This window comes from Streptomyces sp. NPDC051662 (assembly GCF_040681655.1).
GTDB lineage: Bacteria > Actinomycetota > Actinomycetes > Streptomycetales > Streptomycetaceae > Streptomyces.
The window spans coordinates 1-23328 of the sequence record NZ_JBFAZD010000005.1 but is presented as its reverse complement, the minus strand read 5'-3'; the positions used below and the strand labels follow the sequence as shown (position 1 = coordinate 23328).

The 23328-nt window shown below is 71.2% G+C and carries 16 protein-coding genes and 2 pseudogenes; 4 read left to right on the top strand and 14 right to left on the bottom strand.

Annotation, left to right across the window (positions count from 1 at the left end; all coding sequences use genetic code 11):
- Nucleotides 1–176: 176 nt before the first annotated feature.
- The 8 genes from AB0M67_RS10040 to AB0M67_RS10005 all read right to left on the bottom strand — a co-directional run bounded on the left by AB0M67_RS10040 (nt 177) and on the right by AB0M67_RS10005 (nt 13400).
- Nucleotides 177–1157, bottom strand: coding sequence for an ImpB/MucB/SamB family protein (locus tag AB0M67_RS10040; RefSeq protein WP_365744537.1), 981 nt, complete (start codon nt 1155–1157; stop codon nt 177–179).
- A complete protein-coding gene (gene dnaE, locus AB0M67_RS10035; RefSeq protein ID WP_365744535.1) occupies nt 1154–4696 on the bottom strand; it encodes a DNA polymerase III subunit alpha in 3543 nt (1180 codons plus the stop codon). Before dnaE ends, AB0M67_RS10040 begins: the two co-directional genes overlap by 4 nt.
- 348 nt (nt 4697–5044) lie before the next feature.
- Nucleotides 5045–6127 (bottom strand): S1 family peptidase, encoded by a 1083-nt coding sequence (locus AB0M67_RS10030; RefSeq protein WP_365744533.1) that lies wholly within the window; start codon nt 6125–6127, stop codon nt 5045–5047.
- A gap of 351 nt (nt 6128–6478) precedes the next feature.
- The gene (locus tag AB0M67_RS10025; RefSeq protein ID WP_365744531.1) at nt 6479–7294 is read right to left on the bottom strand and encodes a DUF1684 domain-containing protein; all 816 of its coding nucleotides are present in this window, start codon (nt 7292–7294) and stop codon (nt 6479–6481) included.
- Nucleotides 7291–8634 carry an NtaA/DmoA family FMN-dependent monooxygenase gene (locus tag AB0M67_RS10020; RefSeq protein WP_365744529.1) on the bottom strand — a complete coding sequence of 448 codons (1344 nt, stop codon included), beginning with the start codon at nt 8632–8634 and terminating at the stop codon, nt 7291–7293. Before AB0M67_RS10020 ends, AB0M67_RS10025 begins: the two co-directional genes overlap by 4 nt.
- On the bottom strand, nt 8631–9764 hold the full coding sequence (locus AB0M67_RS10015; protein WP_365744527.1) for an LLM class flavin-dependent oxidoreductase: 1134 nt from the start codon (nt 9762–9764) through the stop codon (nt 8631–8633). The genes AB0M67_RS10020 and AB0M67_RS10015 overlap by 4 nt, the downstream gene beginning before the upstream one ends.
- 15 nt (nt 9765–9779) lie before the next feature.
- Complete coding sequence (locus tag AB0M67_RS10010; protein ID WP_365744525.1) at nt 9780–11813, bottom strand: FAD/NAD(P)-binding protein; 2034 nt, start codon at nt 11811–11813, stop codon at nt 9780–9782.
- A gap of 396 nt (nt 11814–12209) precedes the next feature.
- Nucleotides 12210–13400, bottom strand: coding sequence for a DUF5685 family protein (locus AB0M67_RS10005; protein WP_365744523.1), 1191 nt, complete (start codon nt 13398–13400; stop codon nt 12210–12212).
- A 238-nt stretch (nt 13401–13638) separates the two neighbouring features.
- Here AB0M67_RS10005 and sepF point away from each other — a divergent pair, with 238 nt between their 5' ends.
- On the top strand, nt 13639–14073 hold the full coding sequence (sepF, locus tag AB0M67_RS10000; protein WP_365744521.1) for a cell division protein SepF: 435 nt from the start codon (nt 13639–13641) through the stop codon (nt 14071–14073).
- A 38-nt stretch (nt 14074–14111) separates the two neighbouring features.
- On the opposite strand, the gene AB0M67_RS09995 is transcribed toward sepF, so the two are convergent.
- Both AB0M67_RS09995 and AB0M67_RS09990 read right to left on the bottom strand, forming a co-directional pair.
- Nucleotides 14112–15326 (bottom strand): acyl-CoA dehydrogenase family protein, encoded by a 1215-nt coding sequence (locus tag AB0M67_RS09995; RefSeq protein ID WP_365744520.1) that lies wholly within the window; start codon nt 15324–15326, stop codon nt 14112–14114.
- A 163-nt stretch (nt 15327–15489) separates the two neighbouring features.
- On the bottom strand, nt 15490–17226 hold the full coding sequence (locus AB0M67_RS09990; RefSeq protein ID WP_365744518.1) for an MFS transporter: 1737 nt from the start codon (nt 17224–17226) through the stop codon (nt 15490–15492).
- A gap of 424 nt (nt 17227–17650) precedes the next feature.
- On the opposite strand from AB0M67_RS09990, the gene AB0M67_RS09985 reads away from it, so the two are divergent.
- A complete protein-coding gene (locus AB0M67_RS09985) occupies nt 17651–18652 on the top strand; it encodes a phosphatase PAP2 family protein (protein ID WP_365744516.1) in 1002 nt (333 codons plus the stop codon).
- 159 nt (nt 18653–18811) lie between these two features.
- Here AB0M67_RS09985 and AB0M67_RS09980 read toward each other — a convergent pair whose 3' ends face one another.
- The 3 genes from AB0M67_RS09980 to AB0M67_RS09970 form a co-directional block, all read right to left on the bottom strand.
- Nucleotides 18812–19027 carry an I78 family peptidase inhibitor gene (locus AB0M67_RS09980; RefSeq protein ID WP_365744515.1) on the bottom strand — a complete coding sequence of 72 codons (216 nt, stop codon included), beginning with the start codon at nt 19025–19027 and terminating at the stop codon, nt 18812–18814.
- Between the two features lie 335 nt (nt 19028–19362).
- The gene (locus AB0M67_RS09975) at nt 19363–20322 is read right to left on the bottom strand and encodes a YafY family protein (RefSeq protein ID WP_365744513.1); all 960 of its coding nucleotides are present in this window, start codon (nt 20320–20322) and stop codon (nt 19363–19365) included.
- Nucleotides 20323–20419: 97 nt separating this feature from the next.
- A complete protein-coding gene (locus AB0M67_RS09970) occupies nt 20420–21571 on the bottom strand; it encodes a hypothetical protein (protein WP_365744511.1) in 1152 nt (383 codons plus the stop codon).
- 482 nt (nt 21572–22053) lie between these two features.
- Here AB0M67_RS09970 and AB0M67_RS09965 point away from each other — a divergent pair, with 482 nt between their 5' ends.
- On the top strand, nt 22054–22848 hold the full coding sequence (locus AB0M67_RS09965) for a hypothetical protein (RefSeq protein ID WP_365744509.1): 795 nt from the start codon (nt 22054–22056) through the stop codon (nt 22846–22848).
- 101 nt (nt 22849–22949) lie between these two features.
- Nucleotides 22950–23150, top strand: a pseudogene (locus AB0M67_RS09960) (hypothetical protein); the annotation flags it as partial.
- A gap of 85 nt (nt 23151–23235) precedes the next feature.
- Here AB0M67_RS09960 and AB0M67_RS09955 read toward each other — a convergent pair.
- A pseudogene (locus AB0M67_RS09955) lies at nt 23236–23328 on the bottom strand (1,4-alpha-glucan branching protein); the annotation flags it as partial.

The window sequence follows — 23328 nt, the reverse complement described above, 5'->3', positions numbered from 1 at the left end:
TGCGGCTCAAGGGAAATGGCGATGACTGTCAGCCCTGTGGCCCGGACCACAAAGATGCTTCCGCTATGAAGTTACGCATGAGTAAGGTGAAGAAGGGAAGTTACGCGTCGGCAAAAAGTGCGACGCGCGGCACCGGTTTGTGCTGTCGGCGCTCATCCGCGACCGCGCACAAGCGGTCAGTTGGCCAGAGCCGCCGGCCGTACGGCCTCCGGCCCGAAGCGGCGACGCGCACGGTCCGCGGCGGCTTCGGCGGCGCGGGCACGGGCGTCACGAGGATCCAGGGAGAGTTGACGGTAGGCGCTGTTGGCCGGCCACAGGTCGTCGGCGCGGATCGCGAAGGCCCGGACCCGTGCTCGCTGCAGCCCAAGCGCCGCCAGCAGACCCAGGGCCGCGACGGCGAGGGCGGGTGAGTGGCTGGTGGGTTCCGGGAGCGCACGCGTGCGTGTGGTGGAGCTGCGGTCGGCGTAGCGCACCGTGAGGACGATGCGGCCGGCGACCCGGCTTTCACCGCGCAGGCGTTGACCGATCTGATCGGCCAGCCCCAGGACGGCTCGATGGCGCTGTGCCGGATCGAGGCAGTCCCGGTCGAGCACGCGCTCGGCGGTCAGGTGCGCCGCCGGTTCCCTGGGGGTGACCGGGCGGGGGTCGTGGCCGCGGGCGCGTTCGGTCAACAGCCGCGCCTGGTCGACACCGAGGAGACGCTGGAGGGTCGCCGGAGGCGTGTCGGCGATCTGACCGATGGTGTGCAGACCGTATCTGCCGAGTGTCGCCGCTGTGGCGCGGCCGATCCCGGGCAGTGCGGTGACGGAGCGCGGGTACAGCCAGTCGGCGGCCCGTTCGGCGGGGACCCAGGTGGTCTCCCCCGGCGCGGAAGTGTCGGCCGCCATGACGGCGAGCATGCGGTTGCCCGCGAGTCCTGCGCTGCTGTCGATGCCGTAGAAGCCCTTCAGTCTGAGCTTCGCCAACTGGACCACGTCGTAGGGAGGCAGATCGAAGTACCGGAGTGCCGATGTCAGATCGAGCTGGACGGCGTCGGGCGGGGCGGCCTGGACATGGGGTGTGATACCGGACATCAGTTCGAGGAGATCGCCGTACTGATCCTCGGTCAGCGCGGCGTGCAGATAGAGGTGGGCGATATGCCGCTGCCGTGTGGTCATCCCGCGCTCCCCGGACTGCGATGGCCGAACTTCTTCAGATCGGCCGAGCGGCTGCCGGGAGGCTGGAGGTCGGCGTACGGATGCAGGCGGGCGCCGGTGGTGCCGTTGGCGAGGGTGCGCCGCGGCTGGGCGGGGGTCGGGTGCGGGCGGTCGGCTCCGAGGAGGGCGAGCGCGGCCTCGGGACCGTTGTCACGGCGGGCGGCGGCGATCTCGTCCAGGTCCCAGGCCATGGTGCCGACGACGGTGCGGCGGGTGCCGCGTACCTGGACCGTGCCGCGCACCAGCAGCAGACCGCTGTGGAAGACGGTGTACGCGCAGGCCGGGTGGGAGTCCTCGAAGAACGCCAGGTCGACCAGGCCGGAGCCGTCCTCCAGGGTGACGAAGATGACGCGTTTGCCGCTGGCGATCGGCGGGGTCTGGGTGGAAGCCCGTACGCCGGCGACGAGGACCTGCTGACCGGGGCGCAGGCCGGCCAGATGCGCCGCGTCGGTCGCGCCGATCTCGCGCAGCAGCCGGTGATGGTGCTCCATCAGGTGCTTGGAGACATCGATACCGAGGGTGCTCAGCTCGGCGCTCAGGGCTTCGCGTCCGGTCATCTCCGGCAGACCGCTCGGCTCCGCTCCGCCGACGGCGTTCGCGTCGATGGGCAGCTGGCCTTTGCCCGCGGACCTGGTACGGGACTGCCGGTGGAGTTCGGCGATCTGCAACAGCAGATCGCGGCGCGTGAGGTGGCCGTCGTGAAGGCCGTTCAGGGCGCCGATCTCAGCGAGGCGCTCGGCTACCGGTCTGCTGGGGTGGGCCCGTTGCCAGAAGTCCGACAGCGATCCGTACGGCTGGCCCTCCTCGATCCGAGCACACTCCTCCGCGCTGATGCCGTGCACCGCGGACAGTGCGAGCCGCACGCCCCACCGCTCCCCGTCGGCCTTCTCCACGGTGTGCTTCACCCTGGAGCGGTTGATGTCGACGGACAGCACCGGCACACCGCGCCGACGGGCGTCGGAGACGAGGACGCGCTTGGGCCACATACCGGGGTCGTGTTCGAGGAGACCGGCCAGCAGGAACGCCGGATAGTGCGCCTTGAGCCAGGCGCTCTGCAGGGCCGGTACGGCGAAGGCGACCGCGTGGGCCCGGCAGAAGCCATAGGCGCCGAAGGCCTCGACGGTCTTCCAGACCTCGTCCCGGACGGTCGCGCCGTAACCGCGCGCGCGTGCCTCCCGGTCGAACCAGTCCTTGATCCTGGGCAGTCGGTTCTTGTCGCCGAGTGCCCGCCGGGCGATCTCGGCCAGCGCGCGGTCGCAGCCGGTCATCACCGACAACGTCTCGATGATCTGCTCGTGCCAGATGGTCACGCCGTAGGTGTCGGCGAGTACCGGCTCCAGATCCGGGTGGGGATAGGACGGTGAGCCGCCGTGGCGCGCGGCGACATACCGCTCGGGCATACCACCGGCGACCGGTCCCGGACGGAAGAGGCTGATGTCGGCGATGACGTCCTGTGGGTCGCGGGGCTGCAGCCGGGACAGCAGATCCTGCTGGCCGGGCGACTCAAGCTGGAACAGGCCCAGGGTCTGGCTCTCCTGGATGAGCTTGAACGCGAAGACGTCGTCGAGCGGCACCTGCTGGGGATCGTCCAGGTCGATGTGGTCGCCGGTGGTCCGTTCGATCTCGGTGACGGCGTGGGCCATCGCGGACTGCATCCGTACGCCCAGAACGTCCAGCTTGATATTGCCCAGGTCCTCGATCTCCTCCTTCGCCGCCATCGCCATGGGGTAGTCACCCTGGGGTGTGGGCTGCACCGGCAGCCTGTCCAGGAGCGTGGCGTCGCTGATGACCACCCCGCACGGGTGCATGGCCATGCCGTGGACCAGGGAGTCAAGGCCCTCGGCGAGCTCCCACAGCGGCCCGAACCGGTCCGCCTCGGCCGCCAGCTGTCGCAGTTCGGGAAGTTCGGCGAGCGCGCCGGTGATGTCGGAGGCTCTCAGATGCGGGAAGCTCTTGGCGATCCGGTCGATGTCCGCGGGCGCGATCCCGAGGGCGAGGCCGGTGTCCCGCAGGGCCCGGCGGGCCCGGTAGGTCTCGGGCATCGCGGTGACCGCCACCCGCTCCTTGCCGAACCGGTCGAAGATCGCGTCGTAGCACTCCAGCCGTCTGGCGGACTCCACATCGATGTCGATATCGGGCAGCGATCCCCTGCGCACGCTCAGAAAGCGTTCGAACAGCAGGCGGTGGTCGAGCGGGTTGGCCGTGGCGATGCCCAGCACATGACAGACCAGCGATCCCGCGCCCGAGCCGCGGGCCGCGACCCGGATGCCTTTCTCCCGGATATCGGCCACGACCTGGCCGACGGCGAGGAAGTACGAGTCGTAGCCCAGCTTGGAGATCACATCGAGCTCTTCCTCCAGCCGATCGAGCGCGGCGCGGTCGCGGTCCAACCCGCGTCGGGCCATGCCGGTCTCGCACCACCGGCGCAACAGCTGTGCGGCTCCGCCCGCCCCGGGTCCGGCCGCTCCGGGTCCGGCGGCAACGGGTCCGGCGGCAACGGGTCCGGCCGCTACGGCTCCGCCCGCTCCGGATCCGGCCGCTACGGATCCGGCACCGAAGAGCGACGGTTCCGGGAAGTGCGGTGTGCCCAGCCCGAGGTCCGCCGCGGGGTCGACCGCGCACATGGCCGCCGTGGCGGCGGTGTCCGCCATCAGCCGGCGGGCCCGCCCGGCATCCGCTCCGGCGCATTCGGCGATCATCCGCGCGATGACCGTCATCGCCCTTTCGTCCTTCAGCCAGCGCTGCCCGCTGTCCAGCCGGCGCGGGTCGATCGGCCGCAGCAGCCTCGCGGCGTCCAGGACATCAGCGAGCCGGTGCTGGTCCGGGTCGGCGTAGCGGACGGCATTGGAGAGCACCGCGGTGGTGTGGGTGCGGTCGGCCAGTGCCAGGGTCCTGGCAGCCGACCGAAGCGATCCCGGCCCAGTGCCGAAACGTTTATGCACAACAGCTTCCAGCCTGAGTCCCTCACCGAAGATCTCCTGCCACGGCGCCAGCAGTTTCACCGCGACGTCCTCGCGCCCGGCCGCCAGGGCCCGCACCGGCTCCGAGAGCGGTCCGAGCAGCACGGTCAGGCCGGGGCCGCCGTACTCACGCAGCGCTTCCCACGGCACCACCGGTGCCGTACCGGATACGGCACCGGCATGGGCGGCCGACGTGATACGGCACAGCCGCGCCCATCCCGCCCGGTTCCGCGCCAGCAGAACGACCCGCAGCGGCGGCTCGACGACATGCGCACCACCGCGCGCCGGGGTGCGGCGCCGCTGGACCGGCGGCGGGGGCGCAAGGGCCTCCACCGCCAGATCGACCCCGAAGACGGGCCGGACACCGGCCCCGGCGCACGCCCGTGCGAACCGGACAAGACCGGTGACCGTGTCCCGGTCCGCGAGCGCGAGCGCCGTCACACCCCGCTCGGCCGCCCGTCGGACGAGCTGTTCGGGGTGGGCGGCTCCATAGCGGATGGAGTAACCGGACGCGACGTGCAGATGGGCGAAGCCCGCCATGTCGCACCTCCATCACTCCACCCCTTTTTGGCCATACGCCCGATATGTTCATCGTACGCTCGTTCGATTACTCTAACCCCATCAACCCAGGTCAGCGACCAGATTCGAACGCACAAACGATTTTCGAGGGGAGGGACGGCGCCCCGGACAGACGTCATCCCGTCACCTCCCCGACCAGGCAGCGCAGTTGAGGGAGCCCCCCGGTCGAGGCGCATGGGTGAGCGACGGTTCGCGACGCAAAAGACACTCTCCGTAATGGATGGAGCGCACAGAGAGGCCCGGCCCACCACAGGTCGTGGTGGACCGGGCCCCTTTGTCAAGCCGGTCCGGCCGGCTCAGCGGGTCCGGTCAGCCGATCTCGGCACCGTACGCGGCGAGCGCCTCCGGCACCGGCTGGAAGAACGTCTCACCGCCCGAGGAGCAGTCACCGCTGCCGCCCGAGGTCAGCCCGAGCGCGGTGTCACCCGCGAAGAGCGAGCCGCCGCTGTCGCCCGGCTCGGCGCAGACCGAGGTCTGGATGAGCCCGTTGACGATGTCGCCGCCGCCGTAGTTCACAGTGGCGTCGAGCCCGGTGACCTCACCGTCGTGCACCTGGGTGGTGGAGCCACTGCGGGTCACCTGCTGGCCGACGGTCGCGTCACCGGCCCGCGCGATCGCCTGCGTGCTGCCGTTGTAGAGGTTCACCTCGCTCGGGTGCTCCACCTCGGCGGTGTACTTGACCAGGCCGTAGTCGTTGTCCGGGAAGCTGGAGCCCTCGTTCGTCCCGATCTCGGTGCCCTGCGCGTCGGACCAGGTCTGGATGGACTCCGTGCAGTGCCCGGCGGTCAGGAAGTACGGCGCGCCGTCCTTGACCACGTTGAAGCCGAGCGAGCAGCGCCCGCCGCCGCCCGTGATGGCGTCACCGCCGGAGACGAAGGGCTTGAACTCCCCGGCCGTCTTCTTCAGTTCGGCCTTGTCGCCGAGCGCCTTCACCACGCCGCTGAGCTTGTTCCAGGACTCGCCCGTGACCGTACGGTCGGCCGTGACGACCACCTTGTTGGTCACCGGGTTGACGGCCCACGACGTGCCCGGGATGGTCGCCCGGTCCGCGAGGGTCTGCCGGGCGCTCTTCAGCTCGGCCAGGGAGTTCTGAACCAGTCTGGCCTTGGCACCGGCCTGGCGCACGGTCTCGGCCGCCCGCTCGTTGACGACATTCACCACGAGCGCCTTCGACTTGGCGTCGTAGTACGTGCCGGCCGCGTCGGTGCCCAGGCTGTCGTCCAGGGTGGACGCGAGAGTTCCGGCCGCCGTGGCGGTCAGCGACTTCACCGTGAACTGGGGCGTGCCCTCACTGGCGTTCGCAGTCTGGAAGGTGAATCCGGCGACCACCAGAGCGGCCACGGCACCTCCCGCCAGCGTCACTCGCTTCTTCGATATGCGTCGATGATTCAACGTCAGCCTCCTGTGGGGGGACCGCGTCAGGCCATGTGGGGTGTCCTGACACGGAGGATGAGGCGCCCACTATTCCGAAACTGACCAGTAACACACAAGGTCGACTTCAGGACTGATGTACCCAACAGCCTCTGTACGCCGCACAGTCGAACGACCGCTTCCGGACAGGGGCGGTTCCATATGCGAACACCCGGAGCGATCGCCGCGTCATCAGCGGGTGAGGACTAGTCCTGTCTTGAATTCGCCCATCCCTCTGGCGCGATCCATAGCGACCCGCCGCGATCCGCCCTGTCTCCCCCGCGCCCGGCCGCTCCCTCCGCCCCCGCCGGGCCGCAGACGTCCCCCGGCGTCTCAGCCCGGCATCAGGTCGCGCTCACCCGCCAGCACAGCGATCGGGAGAGTATTGCCGGGCGGCGGGAACGGGCAGATGAAGTGGTCCGCGAAGGCGCACGGCGGCAGCAGGGAACGGTTGAAGTCGACCGTCACCGTCCCGTCCGCCGCCGGAGCGGCGGGCCGCAGGAAGCGGAAGCGGTAACTCTCCTTCCCGCTGGTGGTGTCGGCGAAGACCGCCCAGAGCGAGCCGTCGGGCTCGACCGCGACCTGGAGGGTGTGCTCCGTACCGTCGACGGTGAAGGCGATCTCACCGCCGAGCCCGAGGCCCCGTTCCCGCCCGTCGGCGTTCTCGACCCGGACGGTCCGGCTCGTGTCGTACGGCCGGAAGCGGCCGGGCAGCGTCCAGTCCGGGTCGTACGGCGTGGTCCCGATGCCCCGGAACGCGCGCCGCGCGGCGGACTCCGGGTCGAAGGAACGGACCGCCCAGAGCCCTTCGCGGCGCAGCACGACGAGCCTGCGCCCGCCGGCCGCGATCCGGGACTCCTCGGACGGGCCGCGGTCGGCGGTCAGCCGGATCTCACCGCCGAGCCGTCGGCCGTCGGCGGTCAGACCGTCTCCGTCCACCGCCGTCAGCACCACCTCGTCACCGTCCTCGTCCGCGCGCCAGACCCCGGGAACATCCGGGAGCCGGCCTTCCGGATGGTCGGCGAGCCAGTGCGTGCCGGTGAGCGAGAGCGGTCCGTACGGCGCCGAGACCGTGGCCGTACGGCGCTCGCGCCAACTCTCCCATTCCTGAACAGCTATGGGGGAAACGTCGGATACATCCGTGCTCATGCTGCTGAACCCTTCCATTCGGGTGCGGGAAGCCCGAGATGTGAGCGCAGGGTGGCGCCCTCGTATTCCGTACGGAAGGCCCCGCGCTCCTGGAGGAGCGGTACGACCCGGTCCACGAAGTCGTCCAGACCGCCGGGGGTCAGATGCGGTACGAGGATGAATCCGTCCGCCGCCCTGGTCCGTACGAAGGTGTCGAGACTCTCGGCGACGCTCTCCGGGGTGCCGATGAACGACTGCCGCGCGGTGGTCTCGATGACGGTCTGCCGGATGGAGAGCCCCTTGGCCTCGGACAGCGCCCGCCACTTGGCCGCGACCGCGAGCGCGTCACCGTGCCGCACCCGGCCCTGGACCAGTTCGGAGTCCGGGTCCGGATCGATGCCGGGCAGCGGCCCGTCCGGGTCGTACGCCGACAGGTCCCGTCCCCAGACCTGCTCCAGGGCGAGGATCGCGTTCTGCGGGGAGACCTGCTGCCTGCGGATCTCTGCGGCCCGTTCCTGGGCCTCGGAGTCGCTGTCGCCGAGGACGAAGGTGACCCCCGGCATGATCTTGAGATCGTCCGGATCCCTGCCGTACTTCGCCAGCCGGGACTTGGTGTCGGCGTAGAACTCGCGGCCCGCCTCCAGGGTGCCGTGCCGGGTGAAGATGACATCGGCGGCGGAGGCGGCGAACTCCCGGCCCTCCTCCGAGTCGCCCGCCTGGATCACCACGGGATGGCCCTGCGGCGAGCGCGGGACGGTGAACTCCCCCTCGATCTCGAACTGCCGCCCGGAGTGGGCGAACGGGCGCGGTGTGCCGTACGGGGCGCCGGGCGCGGGCGGGGTCCAGGAGTCCCACAGCTCCCGCGCGGTCGCGACGAACTCGGCGGCCCTGGTGTAGCGGTCGGCGCGGTCGAGATAGCCGCCGCGCCGGAAGTTCTCCCCGGTGAAGGCGTCGGAGGAGGTCACCACGTTCCAGGCGGCACGGCCCGCGCTGAGATGGTCGAGCGTGGCGAGCCTGCGGGCCAGTTCGTAGGGCTCGTTGAAGGTGGCGTTCACGGTGGCGGCGAGACCGAGCCGGTCGGTGACGGCGGCCAGCGCGCTCAGCACGGTGAGGGATTCGGGGCGGCCGACCACGTCCAGATCGTGGATGAGGCCGTTGTGTTCACGCAGCCGCAGCCCCTCGGCCAGGAAGAAGAAGTCGAACTTCCCGCGCTCCGCCGTACGGGCCAGCGCCTCGAAGGAGGAGAAGTCGATCTGGGACCGGGAGCGGGGGTCGGACCATACGGTGGTGCTGTTGACCCCGGGGAAGTGCGCGGCGAGATGAATCCGCTGAGGTGCGGTACGGGATGTGTCGGTGGTCATGAGGTTCCCCCGGCGGGCGCGTACTGGTTGGCCGGGCGCGCGAGGTTGAGATGCTCGCGGAGTGTGCCGCCCGGATGGAAGGCGCGGAACAGACTGCGGTGCTGGAGCAGCGCCACCGTGCCGTTGACGAGCCGTTCGAGATCGCGCCGCGGCTCGGTGGGGGTGAGGTGGAAGCCGTCCACGGCACCGGTGCCGTGCCAGGTGGTGATCAGATCGGCGAGATCGACGGGGCCGCCGCGGTAGTGCGGTCCCGCGGCGCCGGCCGTGGTGCGCGGCGCGCTCTCCAGACCGGGTTCCAGCGGGCGTTCGCCGTCGCCGAGATCGATGGTGAGCGCGGCCAGCACCCGCGGTGTGCCGGGGGCACGGCCGTGGTCGGCGGCCCGTGACCGGAGCTTCTCCCGGATCGCCGCCGCCTCGTCGGGCCGGTCGGCCCTGATCAGGACGACATCCGCGTGGCGCGCGGCGGTCTCCCTGCTGTGCCCCTCGGTCGCGTCGACCACGGTGACGGGATGGCCCTGCGGCGGACGCGGCACGATGGACGGGCCGCGGACCGTGAACGTGGCCCCCTCGAAGTCGACATAGTGCAGCTTGTCGCGGTCGATGAAGCGCCCTGTCGATGTATCGCGGATCTCGGCGTCGTCCTCCCAGCTGTCCCAGAGCCGGGCGGCCACGTCGGCCACATCGCCCGCCTCCTGCCAGAGGGCGGGTACGGCCCCGGCCGGGCGGCGGCCGAACAGCCGGGCCTCCGCCGGGGTGGTCGACACATCGACCAGCCAGCCGGCCCGGCCACGGCTCACCCAGTCCAGGGTGGCCACGGCCGCCGAGACATGGAACGGCTCGGTGTGGGTGGTGGTGACGGTGGGCACGAGCCCGATGCGCTCGGTCGCGGGCGCGACCCGGGAGAGCACGGCGAGCGCGTCGAGGCCGGGGCGCGCGAAGGTGTCCTGGAGCGTGACGAAGTCGAGGGCGCCGCGCTCGGCGAGCCGGGCGAGTTCGACGTACCACGCCGCGTCGTAGGACCGCTGACCACCGATCTCGGCGGCGAGATACAGCGGCCGGTGCGGCGGGTTGTGCGGTGGTTTCCGCGGCGGGGTGTCCTGGGGCCGGTACGGAGGTTGAGTGGCGGACATGGCGGGCCTTACCTTTCAGCTTCGGACGGGCAGCCCGTCCGGCGGTTGAGGAGCCGAAGCGGCCGTGGACGGTGCGCCCGCGGGCGGTACGGCCGGAGGCGGTGTGGCCGGAGGCGGTGTGGCCGAGGGCCCCGCGAGGCCGGCGAGCAGGGTGAGCGCGGCCCTCGCGGTGGCGTCGTTCTGCCGGAACGCGGGGCCGCCCGTACGCGGCCGGGTGAAGGCGCCGCTGGACCGGGCGGTGGTGTAAGGACCGAGCGCGAAGCGGCGGGGATGCGGGGTGCCGTCGCGCTCCAGCAGCCGCCCGTCGTCGGGGTCGACCCGGACCAGACCCGCCGAGATCGCGGCGGCACCCTCCTCGTACAGCGCCCGCAGCAGCGGGCTGCGGGTGCGTTCGGGCGAGGGATCGGGCAGCCGCGCCTCGACCAGCGCGCGCGCCTCGACGTACTCCCCCGGTACGACGGCGCTGCCCGCCCGGAAGATCCCCCGCCGCCCGTCGGCCTCGACCGACATGCCGGCGCCCAGAAAGCGGACGACGCCTGCCTTCGAGAGCGCGAGCAGCCGGCGCAGCCGGGGTCCCGGTGGGCCGGACGCGAGATAGCTGAAGAAGCCGTGCCAGCCGCCGCCGGAATCACCGAGATCGCCGAGGCGGATCAGCTGGCCGTAGACGGAGAGCAGCCCGAGGAAGACGGCGAGGTCCGCGCTGTGTGCCGGATCGTGCCTGCGGGCCAGATCCGCGCGGATGTAGTCGCGCAGCCCGTCCTGGAGCGCGTCGTACGAGGGGAAGCGCAGCCCGTCGAGCGGCCGGTCGAGGGCGGCGAGATCGAGCCGGTCGGCGGGGTCGGGGACGGCCGCGCCGACCAGGGCGTCCAGCTCGGGGCCGCCGGGGTCGGCGGCGGCGTACTTCTCCTCGAAGTCGGTCCAGTCGACACGGGTGCGCTCGGGGTGCGCGGTGAAGAGGCGGTGGTAGTGCGCGAAGCCGAGTTCCTTGTCGATCAGCGGCCGGACATCGCGCCGGAAGTCGGGCGGCGCCGGCCGGCTCAGCAGTTCGTCGATCTGCCCGGGCCCGAGGAAGCGGGGCAGCGGGGGCCGTTCACCGTCCAGCCCGTAGCCGATCTTGGAGTGGTACGGGACACCGCGCCGCGATCCGACGTACAGGACCGGTTCGCGTCCCGAAGGGTGGTAGACCAGCTCCCCGTCGTCGCGGTCGGCGCTCCCCGAGTACCGTCCGCCGCGCCCTTCGGTGACGAGCACCATCAGATCGACGAAGGCGAGTCCGAGGCCCCGGACGAGGACGGGTTCACCGGCGGGCAGGACGGACAGATCGCTGTCCGCGGTGAAGTCGGGCGGCAGATGGATCAGTCCGTGTTCTTCCGCGAACCGGCCCAACTCCACCTGTTCCGCGTCCGGTTCGGCGTCGAGATGTCCGAGGGTCAGCACGACGAGGTCGGCGAGGAGCGGTTCGGTACGGTCCGCCAGCCAGACCCGCTGGCGTCCGCCCCGCGGACCGCTGACGCGCACGGCGTCCGTGCGGTGCCGATGGACGGTGACACCGGGCGGCAGCGCGGCGACGGTCTGTTCGTACACCCAGCTCAGATAGGCGCTCTGCACCCGGCGGCTGGGGAAGGTCTGGCCGGTGAGGGCGGCGATCTCGGCGCGCAGCCCGGAACTCGACGGAGGGAGCGCCGACTCGGCCGCCTCCGACTCGGCGGAGAGCCGCGCCCTGCCCTCCCTGATGTCCCGTGCCCATTCGTGCAGCGCGGGTCCGTGCCGTACGGGACCGGCCAGGGCCACCGTGTCATCGGTGAACATGGTCACGTCCTCGGCCATGGAGTTCATCCAGAGCAGCGGCGACTGATCACGGCGCCAGACCCGTCCGGCACCCGGCGGATGCGGGTCCACGAGATGGATGTCCAGCGGCAGACCGTCGTACAGGGAGCGCGCGTTGGCGGCGATCCGCTCCAGAAAGCCCGTGCCGCGCGGCCCCGCCCCGACCACGACTACGGACGGGGTCAGGGGTGGGGTGCGGACGGTGACCGAGGACAGGGGCATGCGAAGGCTCCGTGGATACAGCGATCGAACACGGGAGTGCCTTCACAGAAAACGCGGGCGGACCGAGCCCCTCAGCACGATCCGCTTGTCCGTACGAGGCTAAGTGGTGTGTACGGCCTGTTGTCAAGCTTGTCCGTACTGTGAGCCGTCCGTCCCGGCTCGGTTGACGCGGAAACGGATGCCTGTTCCACTTGGCTCATGCATTCGCAGCAGTGGCTGGTCACGCGCTCCCACATCGACTTCGGTCGCGTGTGGTCCTCTTCCTGTTGAGCTGACGCCCTGCACGGCCCCCCGGTACCTCCGGCGCTCGCGCGCCGTTTCCCCGCGTGCCTTCACACGCAGAGCACCACGTTTCTCCCTCCCCTCGCATGGACGCCCGTCTCGTAGGGACGTCCGTCATGCTCCGCAGTCGCAGGAACACGAGTCACAGCAGTCGCAGCTGTCACAGCAACAGTCAATGCCGTCGGACCAGTCGCAGCAGCCCTCACGCTTCTTGCGTGACCACGGGCCCTCGTACTCGTCCGCACAACAGAATCTGCAGGTGCAGCACAGCCCGACGAAGGCCGCGCAGCCGGCCAGGAAGCCGCGCTTGCCCGGCCTCGGCGGCGGCTGCAGCCCGAAGCCGGGCGGCAGTCCGCCACTGCCCTGGCTGAACTGACCGCCGTGGCTGCCGTGCCCTTGGTGCGCGCAGGCCGTCGTACCGAAAGCGCGGTCGACCGACGCCCGTAGTTCGTGCGCCAGCAGCACATGCGCCAGCCTGCCGTCGGTGAACTCCGTGTCCCGCAGCGCCGGCCGGATTCCGCGCACCGCGTCGTCGGCGAGCCGCCGCGCCTCCGCACGGGACGTACCGGTCGCGGTGAGCGGGTTCCAGGCACCCGACGCGGCGTCAGCCGACTGGTCCTCCACGGCGTCCAGCAGATGCGCGAGCCGCCCGAAGAGCCGTCCCGCCTCGGCCAACGGAGCGCTGTTGCCCGGCCGTCCCGCCAGGACGGCGGTGTACGCGAAGGCCGCGGCGGTCGCCGTCTCGGTCGGCTCGGTGACGGTGAGCAGAGGAGTGCCGGAGTGGGCCAGCGCCTCGATCCCCTGCTGCCGCTCGACGGCGTCGACCAGTACGGCCGTGTCGAACCCCAGCTCCGCGCCGGTGCGCGCGCCCGCTCTGTCCCATCCGTGGGCGACCCGGCGCGCGGCGGCGGCCAGCGGCCGGCGCCCCAACAGCCCGTCCCCGTCGGCGACGTGGTCCCGGATCTTCGCCGAGGCGAGCACCAGTGACACGGAGGCGGCGAGCCGCGCGCCCTCGCCCCTGGCTATCGGCGCCGTACGCATACCGCGCAGCGGACAGGGGCCCGCCGTGCGCCGCCGCAGCGCGGTGCGTTCGAGCTGAGCATCCGTCAGAACCGAGACGATCAGCCCGTCGTAGTTGGTGACGATCCGGGAGAACTGCCCGTGGTCCGCGCGAAGTGCCAGACAGAGCCCGCAGAGATGGGCCATCCACTCGGCCTTGAGCCCATCGGCGAGCCGGTGCGTACACGGTCTGACGATTCCGAACACGACAGTCCCCCGAGAGTCGTTCACAAGTGCGTGACGCATCGTACCGAGCGATCGATTCACCCGTACGTCCCCAGCGTCACCCATCTGGCCGGAACGTAATATTTTGTACCGACTCCGGGCCTGTACGCTGGAAGAACCTTGACGAACCGCCACATCTTCTGCACCAGTACCGTCACGAATCATCTGCGCGCCGACTATCCCCTTGGCGCGCGATCCGCATGATGGTCGACCATAGGGATAAGGGAACGTCATGTGACCGCGGTGAAAGGAGGCGTCCATGGGATCGGTGCGCAAGGCGAGTGCCTGGCTGGGCCTCGTTGAGGACAACGACGAGCGTTACTACGACGACGAGTACGCCGAGGGTGCGGAGAACAGCGACAACTGGCGGACCGACCCGCGCGTACGGGTCGTCGCCGAGGCCGCCCCCGAGCAGGACCGCAGAATCGCCACCGTCTCCCCGGACAGCTTCCGGGACGCCCGGACCATCGGCGAGCTCTTCCGGGCCGGCACCCCGGTCATCATGAACCTCACGGCCATGGAGCCCGCCGACGCCAAGCGCGTGGTGGACTTCGCCGCCGGACTGATCTTCGGGCTGCGCGGCTCGATCGACCGCGTCGCCACCCGGGTCTTCCTGCTGAGCCCCGCCGACACCGAGATCGTCACCGGCGAGGCCGCGGGCCGCGGCAAGGACGGCTTCTTCAATCAGAGCTGAGCAGGGCGCTCACCGGTTCCGCCCGGTCCCGCACGGGGTCACCGGAAGGCGTCGAGGCCGGTGAGCGCCTTGCCCAGGACGAGCTGATGCATCTCGACGGTGCCCTCGTACGTGAGCACCGACTCCAGGTTCGTCGCATGGCGCATCACGGGATACTCCAGCGAGATCCCGTTGGCGCCGAGGATGGTCCGTGAGGTCCGGCAGATCTCGATCGCCTCCCGCACATTGTTGAGCTTGCCGAAGCTGATCTGCTCGGCGCGGAGCCGGCCCGCGTCCATGCGCCGCCCCAGATGGTGGGCGAGCAGGATGCCCTTGTGCAGTTCGAGCGCCATGTCCGCCAGCTTGGCCTGGGTGAGCTGGAAGCCGCCGATCGGCCGACCGAACTGCTCCCGGGTCCCGGCGTACTGAAGCGCCGCTTCGAAACTGGCGCGCGCCGCGCCCATCGAGCCCCAGACGATGCCGTACCGCGCGTGGCTCAGACAGCTGAGCGGGCCGCGCAGTCCGGTGACCTCCGGGAGGACGGCGTCGGCGGGCAGCCGTACGTCATCAAGCACCAGTTCGCTGGTGACCGAGGCCCGCAGCGACCACTTGTGGGTGATCTCCGGGGCCGAGAATCCAGGGGTGCCGGCCGGGACCAGGAATCCACGGATGCCCTCGTCGGTCCGCGCCCAGACGACGGCGACCCCGGCCACCGAACCATTGGTGATCCACATCTTGCGACCGCTGAGCACCCAGTCGGAGCCGTCCCGCTTGGCATGGGTACGCATTCCGGCCGGGTCGGAGCCGTGGTCGGGCTCGGTGAGTCCGAAGCAGCCGATGATCTCGCCGGCGGCCATGCCGGGCAGCCACCGCCGCTTCTGCTCCTCGGAGCCGAAACGGTGGATCGCGTACATGGCGAGCGAGCCCTGTACGGAGACGAGCGAGCGGATCCCGGAGTCGGCGGCTTCCAGCTCCAGACACGCGAGTCCGTACTGGACGGCGGTGGCGCCCGCGCAGCCGTACCCGGTCAGGGACATCCCGAGCGCGCCGAGTCCGCCGAGTTCGCGGGCCAGTTCACGGATCACGGGCAGTTCGCCGCGCTCGTACCACTCGGCGATATGCGGCAGGACCCGGTCGGCGGCCCAGCTCCGTACGGTGTCCCGGATCGCCAGGTCCTCGGGTTCGAGCAGATCGTCGAGGCCGAGGGGGTCACCGGGGTCGAAGGGCGGGGGCTTGACCGAAGAGGACGCGGAAGGAGCGGAAGGTACGGGCATGGGACGGCCTCCGGCGGCTCGCACGGCATCGGACAACTCGGACAAGCCGTAACTAGCAGCGCTAGTTACGGCTCGGTGACGACGGTACGACTCAGTCTGCCGCGCGTCCAGACGCACCCCGCCCTTGTCGGCCCGGCTCGCGGGCCCGGCGCCTCACTACGCTCTAACGGGAGAGACGGCCCGCCGGGATCGCCGCCTCGGACTCACGTGGCGCCGATGGCGCTCTGCGCGGCCGGGGCGGGCGCCGTTCCTGCGGGCGGAGCGGCCGTGCCTCCCCGGACCCGGGCGTCTCGGCCGTCTCCGGCGTCTCCTCGCGCGTCTCGCGCGCTTCGGCGCCCGGCTCCTCGGCGGCGCGCGGCGGGCACTCCATGACCCTCGGCAGCCGCAGCGCGGCCAGCGCGCCGAGCAGCAGCAGCCCCGCGCTGACGAGCAGCGTGACATGCAGGCCGTGCACGAACGAGTGGCGCGCGGCGGTACGCAGCGTCTCCCCCGCGGGTCCGCCGAGCCTGGCCGCCACCTGATAGGCCTCACCGAGCGAGTCGGACGCCGCGGAACCCGCCGCCGCGGGCACGCCCCTCAGCGACGACAGCCCGGGCGCGTACACGGCGTTCATCACGCTGCCGAGCAGGGCGATCCCCATGCCCGCGCCCAACTGGTACGAGGTCTCGCCGATGGCCGCGGCCCCGCCCGCCTGGTCCGCCGGAGCCTCGCTGAGCATCGATTCGTACGCGCCGAAGAGCGTGGTCTGGAGCCCGAAACCGAGCAGTACGAACGCCGCGGCCAGCAGCCCCGGCCGGTCGTGCTGGCCCATCAGCGTCAGCACCAGCACGGCGCCCGCGGTCAGCACGAAGCCCCAGGCCACCATCCGGCGCGGCCCCACCCGGCGCAGTGTCGCCGAGCCGGTGACCCCCGCCGCCATGGCGGCGAAGGTGAGGGGCAGCAGCCGCAGCCCGGTCTCCAGCGGGCTGAGTTCCAGCACGAGCTGGAGGTACTGGACGGCGATCAGCTGAAGGCCGACCAGGGCCAGCATGGCGAGGACGATGCAGCCGACGGAGGTGGAGAACGTGGGCCTGGCGAACATCCTCATATCGATCAGCGGATGCGCCCTGCGCCGCTGTCTGCGGACGAAGAGGACGAGGAGAGCCGCGCCGACACAGAGCGGCCCGAGGGTCTCGGGGCCGAGCGGCCCTTCCCCGGCGCCGAGCCGCTTCACCCCGAAGACCACCCCGAGCACCCCGGCCGCGGCCATCAGCGCGCCCAGCACGTCCCAGGGCCCGTCACCGAGGCCCTTCGACTCGGGCAGCACCAGCCGGCCGAGCGGCAGCAGGAGCGCCAGCAGCGGGATATTGATCAGGAAGACCGAGCCCCACCAGAAGTGCTCGACGAGGAAGCCGCCGAGCACCGGGCCGAGGGCGGCACCGACCGCGGCGACCGCCGTCCAGACACCGATGGCCATGGCGCGCTCGCGCCGGTCGGGAAAGACATCACGCAGGATCGAGAGCGTCGCGGGCATGATCATCGCGCCGCCGACACCGAGCAGGGCGCGCGCCCCGATCAGTACGAGCGGTGTATCGGCGAGGGCCGCGACGGCGGAGGCCACTCCGAAGAGCGCATAGCCCATGAGCAGGACCCGGCGTCTTCCGATGCGGTCACCCAGCGTGCCGAAGAGGATCAGCAGCGCGGCGCAGACCAGCGGATACGCGTCCACGATCCAGAGCAGCTCGACACCGCTGGGCCTGAGGTCGGCGGTGACGGCCGGAACGGCGACATGCAGCACGGTCGCGTCGAGCGCGACCAGCAGCAGGCTCACACAGAGGACGACCAGGACGATCCAGCGGTTGGCACCGCCGCGGGCCCCGGCCGCGCGCAGCCGTGCGCCGGCCGTGGTGCTCCCGGACATCTGAGTACCTCCCAATGCGTCCCTCGCGCTCGGCGGGCCAACGGGGACACTGGTCCCTCGGAGTGGCTCGGCATCGACGGGCGAGTGAGCCGCCAGCGTACGCGAGTGACCGTACGCGGCGCGTGGTGCATCTCTCACCGTTCCGACCGACGAGTGTGGCGTACACCACTCCCCCGCGCCAGGACCGGGGCCCAGAGCGCGCACAAGCGGCAGGGAAATTCCGTGCGACGCCACGGTGAACTAATTCTGTTCCGCACAAAGACAGTTCCGGGAACGGCATGCCGATTAATAGGGCCGAAGGTCCCTTCGATTTCCGGAACGGCCCCTGATAAACCCCGCTCCGAGACGTACTCCACATCACATCGTCATCACAAAGAGACCGGATCGACCGGTTCACTCGCTCACTCGCTGTAACGTCGATTGGGTGCGTACCGACATCTTTGCCCGTCTGGACCGGGAGCCGGAACCGCCGAAGATAGAGATCCCGCGGATGAGCCGCACCCGCAAGGCTCTCTTCGGCGGGACGCTGGCGTTCTATCTCGCCATCGTCGTTGCCGTGCTCGTCTCGTCCTCGCTGGTGATCCTCGACTGGAAGGTCATGCTCTTCCGGCCCTATCAGCAATGGCCGGAACTGCATCCTTTTCTCGACTACTTCGTGGTGCTGGGGCAGCGCGGCCCCACGGCCGTCATGATCGCGGCCTGGCTGGGCTGGCGCTCCTGGCGGCAGCACACGCTCCGGCCGCTGCTGGTACTCGGCACGGCGCTGCTGCTGCTCAACGTGACCGTCGGGGCGGTGAAGCTCGGTCTGGGCCGGCTCGGCCCCCACTACGCGACGCAGATCGGCTCGACCGAGCTCTTCGCCGGCGGCGATATATTTCCTTCGGGACACACCGCCAACGCCGTGGTGACCTGGGGAATCCTGGCCTATCTGGCCACCACGCCCCGGGCCAGGCGCTATCTGTCGGTCATGTCGGCCGTGGTCGCCCTGGGGGTCGGCGCGACGACCGTCTACCTCGGTACGCACTGGCTGAGCGATGTGCTGCTCGGCTGGGCCGCCGGGCTGCTGATCCTGCTGGGGCTGCCCCTGTTCGAGCCGCTGATCGGCCGGGCCGAGCTGGTCATCTTCGCGGTCCGCGAGCGGTGGCGCGCGCGCAACAGGACCACCCCTTCGACGCCGGTCGCCTCCGGGGGCCCACGGTCGGCGCCGGTGCCCGCGGAGACCTCGGCGCTGGGCGGCGACCCGTCGTGCGAGCCCATCGGGGCAGGTCATGGCGGCCACACCGGCACGGGCCTGAACACCGGCACCGTCGCGGGTACGGGCCGGCTGACCCAGTCGAGGCCGCACGCGGTGCGCTCGGAACGTACGCCGGGCACTCCGGCCGGGAGCCGCCGACCGCCGCACTCGCGGCCCATGACGGGCGGCTGACCGCCCCCAGGGACCGCGGGGACGGTACGCACAGCCCCACCCCGCGCATACGAAGGCCCCGGCTCCAGCCGGGGCCTTCGTATGCGCCAGGAGCCCGCGAGGAGCCCGTGAGAAGCCCTGTGGCGGGCCGTCGGTCAGCCGGGCCACCGGGTCGGCCGGTCAGCCGTGCCAGCAGCGGATGACCCGGCCCGCCTCCACCTCGAAGTTGAGCCTGCCCACGACGAACTCCATGGTGATGATCGAGCCCGGGGGCAGCGCTCTGACCGTGGTCCAGCCGCGCTCGCGGGCGATCCGTTCGGCGCTCTCGGAGTCGAGTCCGACATAGGAGTCGGGGGCGTCGTCGGGCTGTCGGGGTGGCGTCGGTATCGGTCCCATACCACTCACCGTAGGCGCCGGGGACAGCCGAAGGAAGCCGAACGGATACCTCGCCCGTATGCTTCTCGGCCCTCCGCGTCACACTTGTGTCACAGGTTCCGACACGCTCCGGATGCGAACGGCGTCACTCTTACGGCCCCTTCACATCCGACTTCTTAGAAATTCCACAACTTCGAAGATCACATAAATAGCCCACCAGAATTCGACCGCCCACGACAGTGGTTTTCAGGACGACCTCGGAAATCAATTGACGGGCCGTCGAGGAATTCACGAGTCCCCCGCACAATCCGCCGCCGGCCGACACGTACCCGGGTCTTCCCGCCGGCGCGAGCCCGTCAGCCGAGGGCGCGGGACAGCCGGTCCCGTACGTCCCTGACGCGCTCGGTCAGCTCCGGTGGCTCGATCACCTCGAAGTCGAAGCCGAGCAGCGCCAGATGGATCACCATCACATCCAGGGTCGCCGCCCCGGTCCGCAGCAGACAACTGTGCTCGTCGACCGGCTCCAGAACGCCCGAGGACGGCGAGACGTTCTCGGCCGCCTCCTCGGCGGACGCGTGCAGCCGGATCACGGCCGCCATGGCGTAGGCCCGGGTGGAGACGCCCCGGGAGACATACGCGGCGAGGTCCTCGGCGGGCGGGGTACGCGGGGTGAAGCGCGGTCCGTGCGGCGGTGTGGGGGTGATCCGGTCCACGCGGAACGTACGCCAGCCGGCGCGGTCCGGGTCCCAGGCGACCAGATACCAGCGGTGTTCGGTGCACACCAGGCGATACGGCTCGACCGTGCGGCGGGTGACGGTGTCCTCGTGGTCGCGGTAGGTGAAGCGCAGCCGCTCGCTGTCCCGGCAGGCGTTGGCCAGCTCCGTGAGGACGCCGGGGTCGACCGTGGACCCCCGCGGCCCGCTCAGCATCGGCACGGTGAAGGAGTTGAGGGCGCTGACCCGGCGCCGCAGCCGGCCGGGAAGCACCTGCTCCAGCTTCGCCAGGGCGCGTACGGAGATCTCGCCCATGCCCTCGATGCCGTTTCCGGCGGCGGTGCGCAGCCCGACGGCGACCGCGACGGCCTCCTCGTCGTCCAGCAGCAGCGGGGGCAGCTCGGCCCCGGCGCCGAGCTGGTAGCCGCCGCCCGTGCCGGGGCTGGCGTTGACCGGATAGCCGAGTGCGCGCAGCCGGTCGACATCGCGCCGTACGGTGCGCGGGGTCACGCCGAGCCGGTCCGCGAGGTCAGGTCCCGACCACTCGCGGTGGGCCTGGAGCAGTGAGAGCAGACGCAGCAGTCGTGCCGAGGTCTCCAACATGGGCGTGAGTCTGGCAGTCCTCGCGGACAGCTTCTGTCCGCAAGTACTCCCGCTCCCGGTCCCACGCTGTTCGACGCTGTTCGCGGCCCCGCTCGGGTCAGCGCGTCGGCGCCGGCGTCGGGACGGGCGCGGGCTCGGGCGCGGGGTCCAGCCGTACACAGAAGTCGTTGTCATGGGTGTAGCCGGGGGCGGCCAGCCAGCCGTACGTGCCGGGCGCCGGGGAGACGCTGTGCGCCGGATAGACATGGATCGCCCGCTTGTCCCAGATGTCGTCGAGGATGCGGGAGATCCGCATGCCGGCGGCGTCCGGCGCGGGCAGCAGCCACAGATCCCAGCGCCTGCGCTGCTCGCCCGGGGTGCCCGGCCCGCCCGGTCCCGCGGCCAGCGGTCCGTACGGCAGGGTGAACGCGAACACCCCGCCCCGGCCGGTCACGGCCACCCGGTGCGTACGGTCGCCGCCGCGCAGCCGGGCCTCGGCCCGCGCGTGCTCCCCCAGCTCGGCGCCGTACAGCACGCCCTCGACCGACATCCCGGCCGGCTCGCAGCGGACCGTCCCGGCCTCGGCGTGCGGTGCGCGGAGCCAGGTCCTGAGGGCGAGCCGGCCGTCCGCGGTGGGGTACGGGACACGGGCCGCGACCGGGCCCGCCCCCGGCACCCGGTCGATCAGCGCCCGTACGTCCCTGATCCCGGGCCGTACGGGCTGGTCGCCGGAGGCGCCCGCGTAGATGTCCCAGTGGCCCTCGGCCAGTTCGACGGTGCTGGGCAGCACGGCCCGCAGCCGCGTCCGCCCCGCGCCGATGGCGGTGGCGGGCCCGGTCAGCGGCAGCCGTACCTCGTCCTCACCGGCGCTCCGCGTCCCGTCGGCGTGGCCGGCGCGGCGGCGCAGTACCAGCGTCGCGTCGGGGCGGGCGGCGTCCGTGATGTCGAAGGTGATTCCGCCCGCCGAGTCGGCGATGCAGTCGGCGGTGCACACGGCGGGCGACGCCCGCCGCCCGATGGCTCTGGTCATACGGTTCTGCCCTTTCGGATCACATCTGCCTAGGTCCTGTCCGGTCGACGCGCCGCCGAGTAAGGCGCCGCCGCGGCAGAGCGCGTCGCGGGGCTTCAGGCCCCGGGACACCGCGCGGGAGAACCGGGCCGGCTCGGCGCGGAGCGCCGCGTGGCGATCCGCGATCCGCGCCGGGTCGAAGCGGGCCGACGCCATGCGCGCCGCCTCTCCCGTGTTGTGGAGCAGAAAAGAGAGGTGCATGCCGTGCCGGGTCTCCCTGGTCCTTCCGGTTTCCGCCGGTTCCTGTTCGGGCCGACTGGGTAGATGCGGAAATGACCCACATGGTGCCGACTCGAAGCGGATTCATACGTTCACGCGCCGTCCGCGCGCCCGCGAGCCGCGCGGACACCCCCCGGACGCCACACGGACCGCCGCGCCGGGACCGCCGAAGGGAGCAATGAGTTTCGGCCATCCCATCGATTTGCCGTTCTCCCGTGTTCTCCCGTTTTGTCGACCTGTCCATCTGTCCATGTACCGATCCGCGCCCTGGCGGTACCGGGTCAACTTCCCCTCGCCCGGCATACGTTGGGCCATACCGGCCCGTTCCGGCCGATGACCCGCGCCCGGCCCGGGATGGTTCGATTCCGTGCCCCTTCGCGCGTGACCCGGGCGACGGCTCGCCCGTTGTCTTCTGTACGAGCCGGGAACAGCCCGGCTCACGCACCGAGTTCGAGGAGCCACCCGTGCCGCGCATGCTCGACGTCAGCGAGGACGTACGCGCCGAGATCGGCGACGAAGAAGCCGATCGGCTGCTCTCCGGCGAGAACTCCCCGGGCAGCTACGACTGCACGTCCTGCCGGACCCCCGGCGACTGCGAACAGGAGCGGACCAGCACCGTGCTGTTCGTCGGTGAGGAGACCGCCGTTCTCGCCTTCGCCCACGCCACCTGCATCCCCTCCCAGGTCGTCCAGGTCGCCGAGGACCAGCTCCAGGGGGCGGTCCGGTCGATCACGGGCGGCGAGCCCCAGCCCCCGGGGGCGCCGGGCGTGCCCGCCGCGGGCTCCAATCAGGCGGTGCTGGGCGTCACCAGCGGTCTGGTGCTGATCGAGGGCGATCTGCACCCCGCCCTGGTCGTCGAGCCGACCGCTCCGATCGTCCGGCCGGGCTCGGACGCCACCACCGACGAGTTCCTGCCGCTCCTCATCGAGCAGGGCTTCCAGCCGCTCGGGGATCTGAACCAGGTGCCCGCCCCGCTGCCCGGCTGGTCGGTGCTGCTCGCCATGGGACAGCTGCACGCCGTACTCCAGCCCGGCACCGGCGGCGGCACCCCGATCGCCTGGTGGCAGGCCCATCAGCCGCTCCAGGTCACCGAGGGGTGGCGGACCGCGGCCAACAAGTCACACACCGTCCTGGTCTTCGCGGCGCCGGTCGGCTCCATCGGCCAGCAGCCCCGTGAGGACCTGCTGCGCGACGCCCTGGAGAAGGCCGCGGCCAACGGCGAGCTGGTCGCCGCGGCGATGCCGCTGGCCGGCACATGACCGGGGCCACGCGCCCCGCCCACCAGCCGCTCCGTAACCCGGTGGCGGCGAAATCCCAGGACAGCCCGCATCCGAGGGGCGACGAGGTCGTTGGCACGTACGTGCACTCATACGACCCCACCCGCCAGCAGTACCAGAGCCATATCCCGTCCATGCGCCCCGCGCAGGATGTCGCCGACGGGTTCTCCACGACCCCGATCTACGACGCGCTGTACTCCGAATTCCGCCGGTCCTTCAGGGCGCTGCCCGGTGACCGCAGCAATGAGGAGAACCTCGGCTTCACCGCCTTCGGCACCGGGCTGCACGCCGCGCGCGGTGGGTACGGCGGCCACTCCGGGCTCGGGCATACGCCGTACCCCGGGTCCTGGCAGCGCGATCCCCGGCAGTTCCGTCGTAGATCCACCGCCGGCCCAGCACCCCGTGTTCCGACGTGCCGATGAGCGCGTGATCGGCGCCGGGGAGCGGTGCTCCGCGGTAGCT

Excerpts from the sequence above, each read along its gene's own strand:
- sepF (WP_365744521.1), top strand. The coding sequence starts at position 13,639 with ATGGGATCGGTGCGCAAGGCGAGTGCCTGGCTGGGCCTCGTTGAGGAC.
- AB0M67_RS10005 (WP_365744523.1), bottom strand. The coding sequence starts at position 13,400 with ATGCGTCACGCACTTGTGAACGACTCTCGGGGGACTGTCGTGTTCGGA.
- AB0M67_RS10015 (WP_365744527.1), bottom strand. The coding sequence starts at position 9,764 with ATGTCCGCCACTCAACCTCCGTACCGGCCCCAGGACACCCCGCCGCGG.
- AB0M67_RS10020 (WP_365744529.1), bottom strand. The coding sequence starts at position 8,634 with ATGACCACCGACACATCCCGTACCGCACCTCAGCGGATTCATCTCGCC.
- AB0M67_RS09995 (WP_365744520.1), bottom strand. The coding sequence starts at position 15,326 with ATGCCCGTACCTTCCGCTCCTTCCGCGTCCTCTTCGGTCAAGCCCCCG.
- AB0M67_RS09970 (WP_365744511.1), bottom strand. The coding sequence starts at position 21,571 with ATGCACCTCTCTTTTCTGCTCCACAACACGGGAGAGGCGGCGCGCATG.
- AB0M67_RS10025 (WP_365744531.1), bottom strand. The coding sequence starts at position 7,294 with ATGAGCACGGATGTATCCGACGTTTCCCCCATAGCTGTTCAGGAATGG.
- AB0M67_RS09990 (WP_365744518.1), bottom strand. The coding sequence starts at position 17,226 with ATGTCCGGGAGCACCACGGCCGGCGCACGGCTGCGCGCGGCCGGGGCC.
- dnaE (WP_365744535.1), bottom strand. The coding sequence starts at position 4,696 with ATGGCGGGCTTCGCCCATCTGCACGTCGCGTCCGGTTACTCCATCCGC.
- AB0M67_RS10010 (WP_365744525.1), bottom strand. The coding sequence starts at position 11,813 with ATGCCCCTGTCCTCGGTCACCGTCCGCACCCCACCCCTGACCCCGTCC.
- AB0M67_RS09980 (WP_365744515.1), bottom strand. The coding sequence starts at position 19,027 with ATGGGACCGATACCGACGCCACCCCGACAGCCCGACGACGCCCCCGAC.
- AB0M67_RS10040 (WP_365744537.1), bottom strand. The coding sequence starts at position 1,157 with ATGACCACACGGCAGCGGCATATCGCCCACCTCTATCTGCACGCCGCG.
- AB0M67_RS09975 (WP_365744513.1), bottom strand. The coding sequence starts at position 20,322 with ATGTTGGAGACCTCGGCACGACTGCTGCGTCTGCTCTCACTGCTCCAG.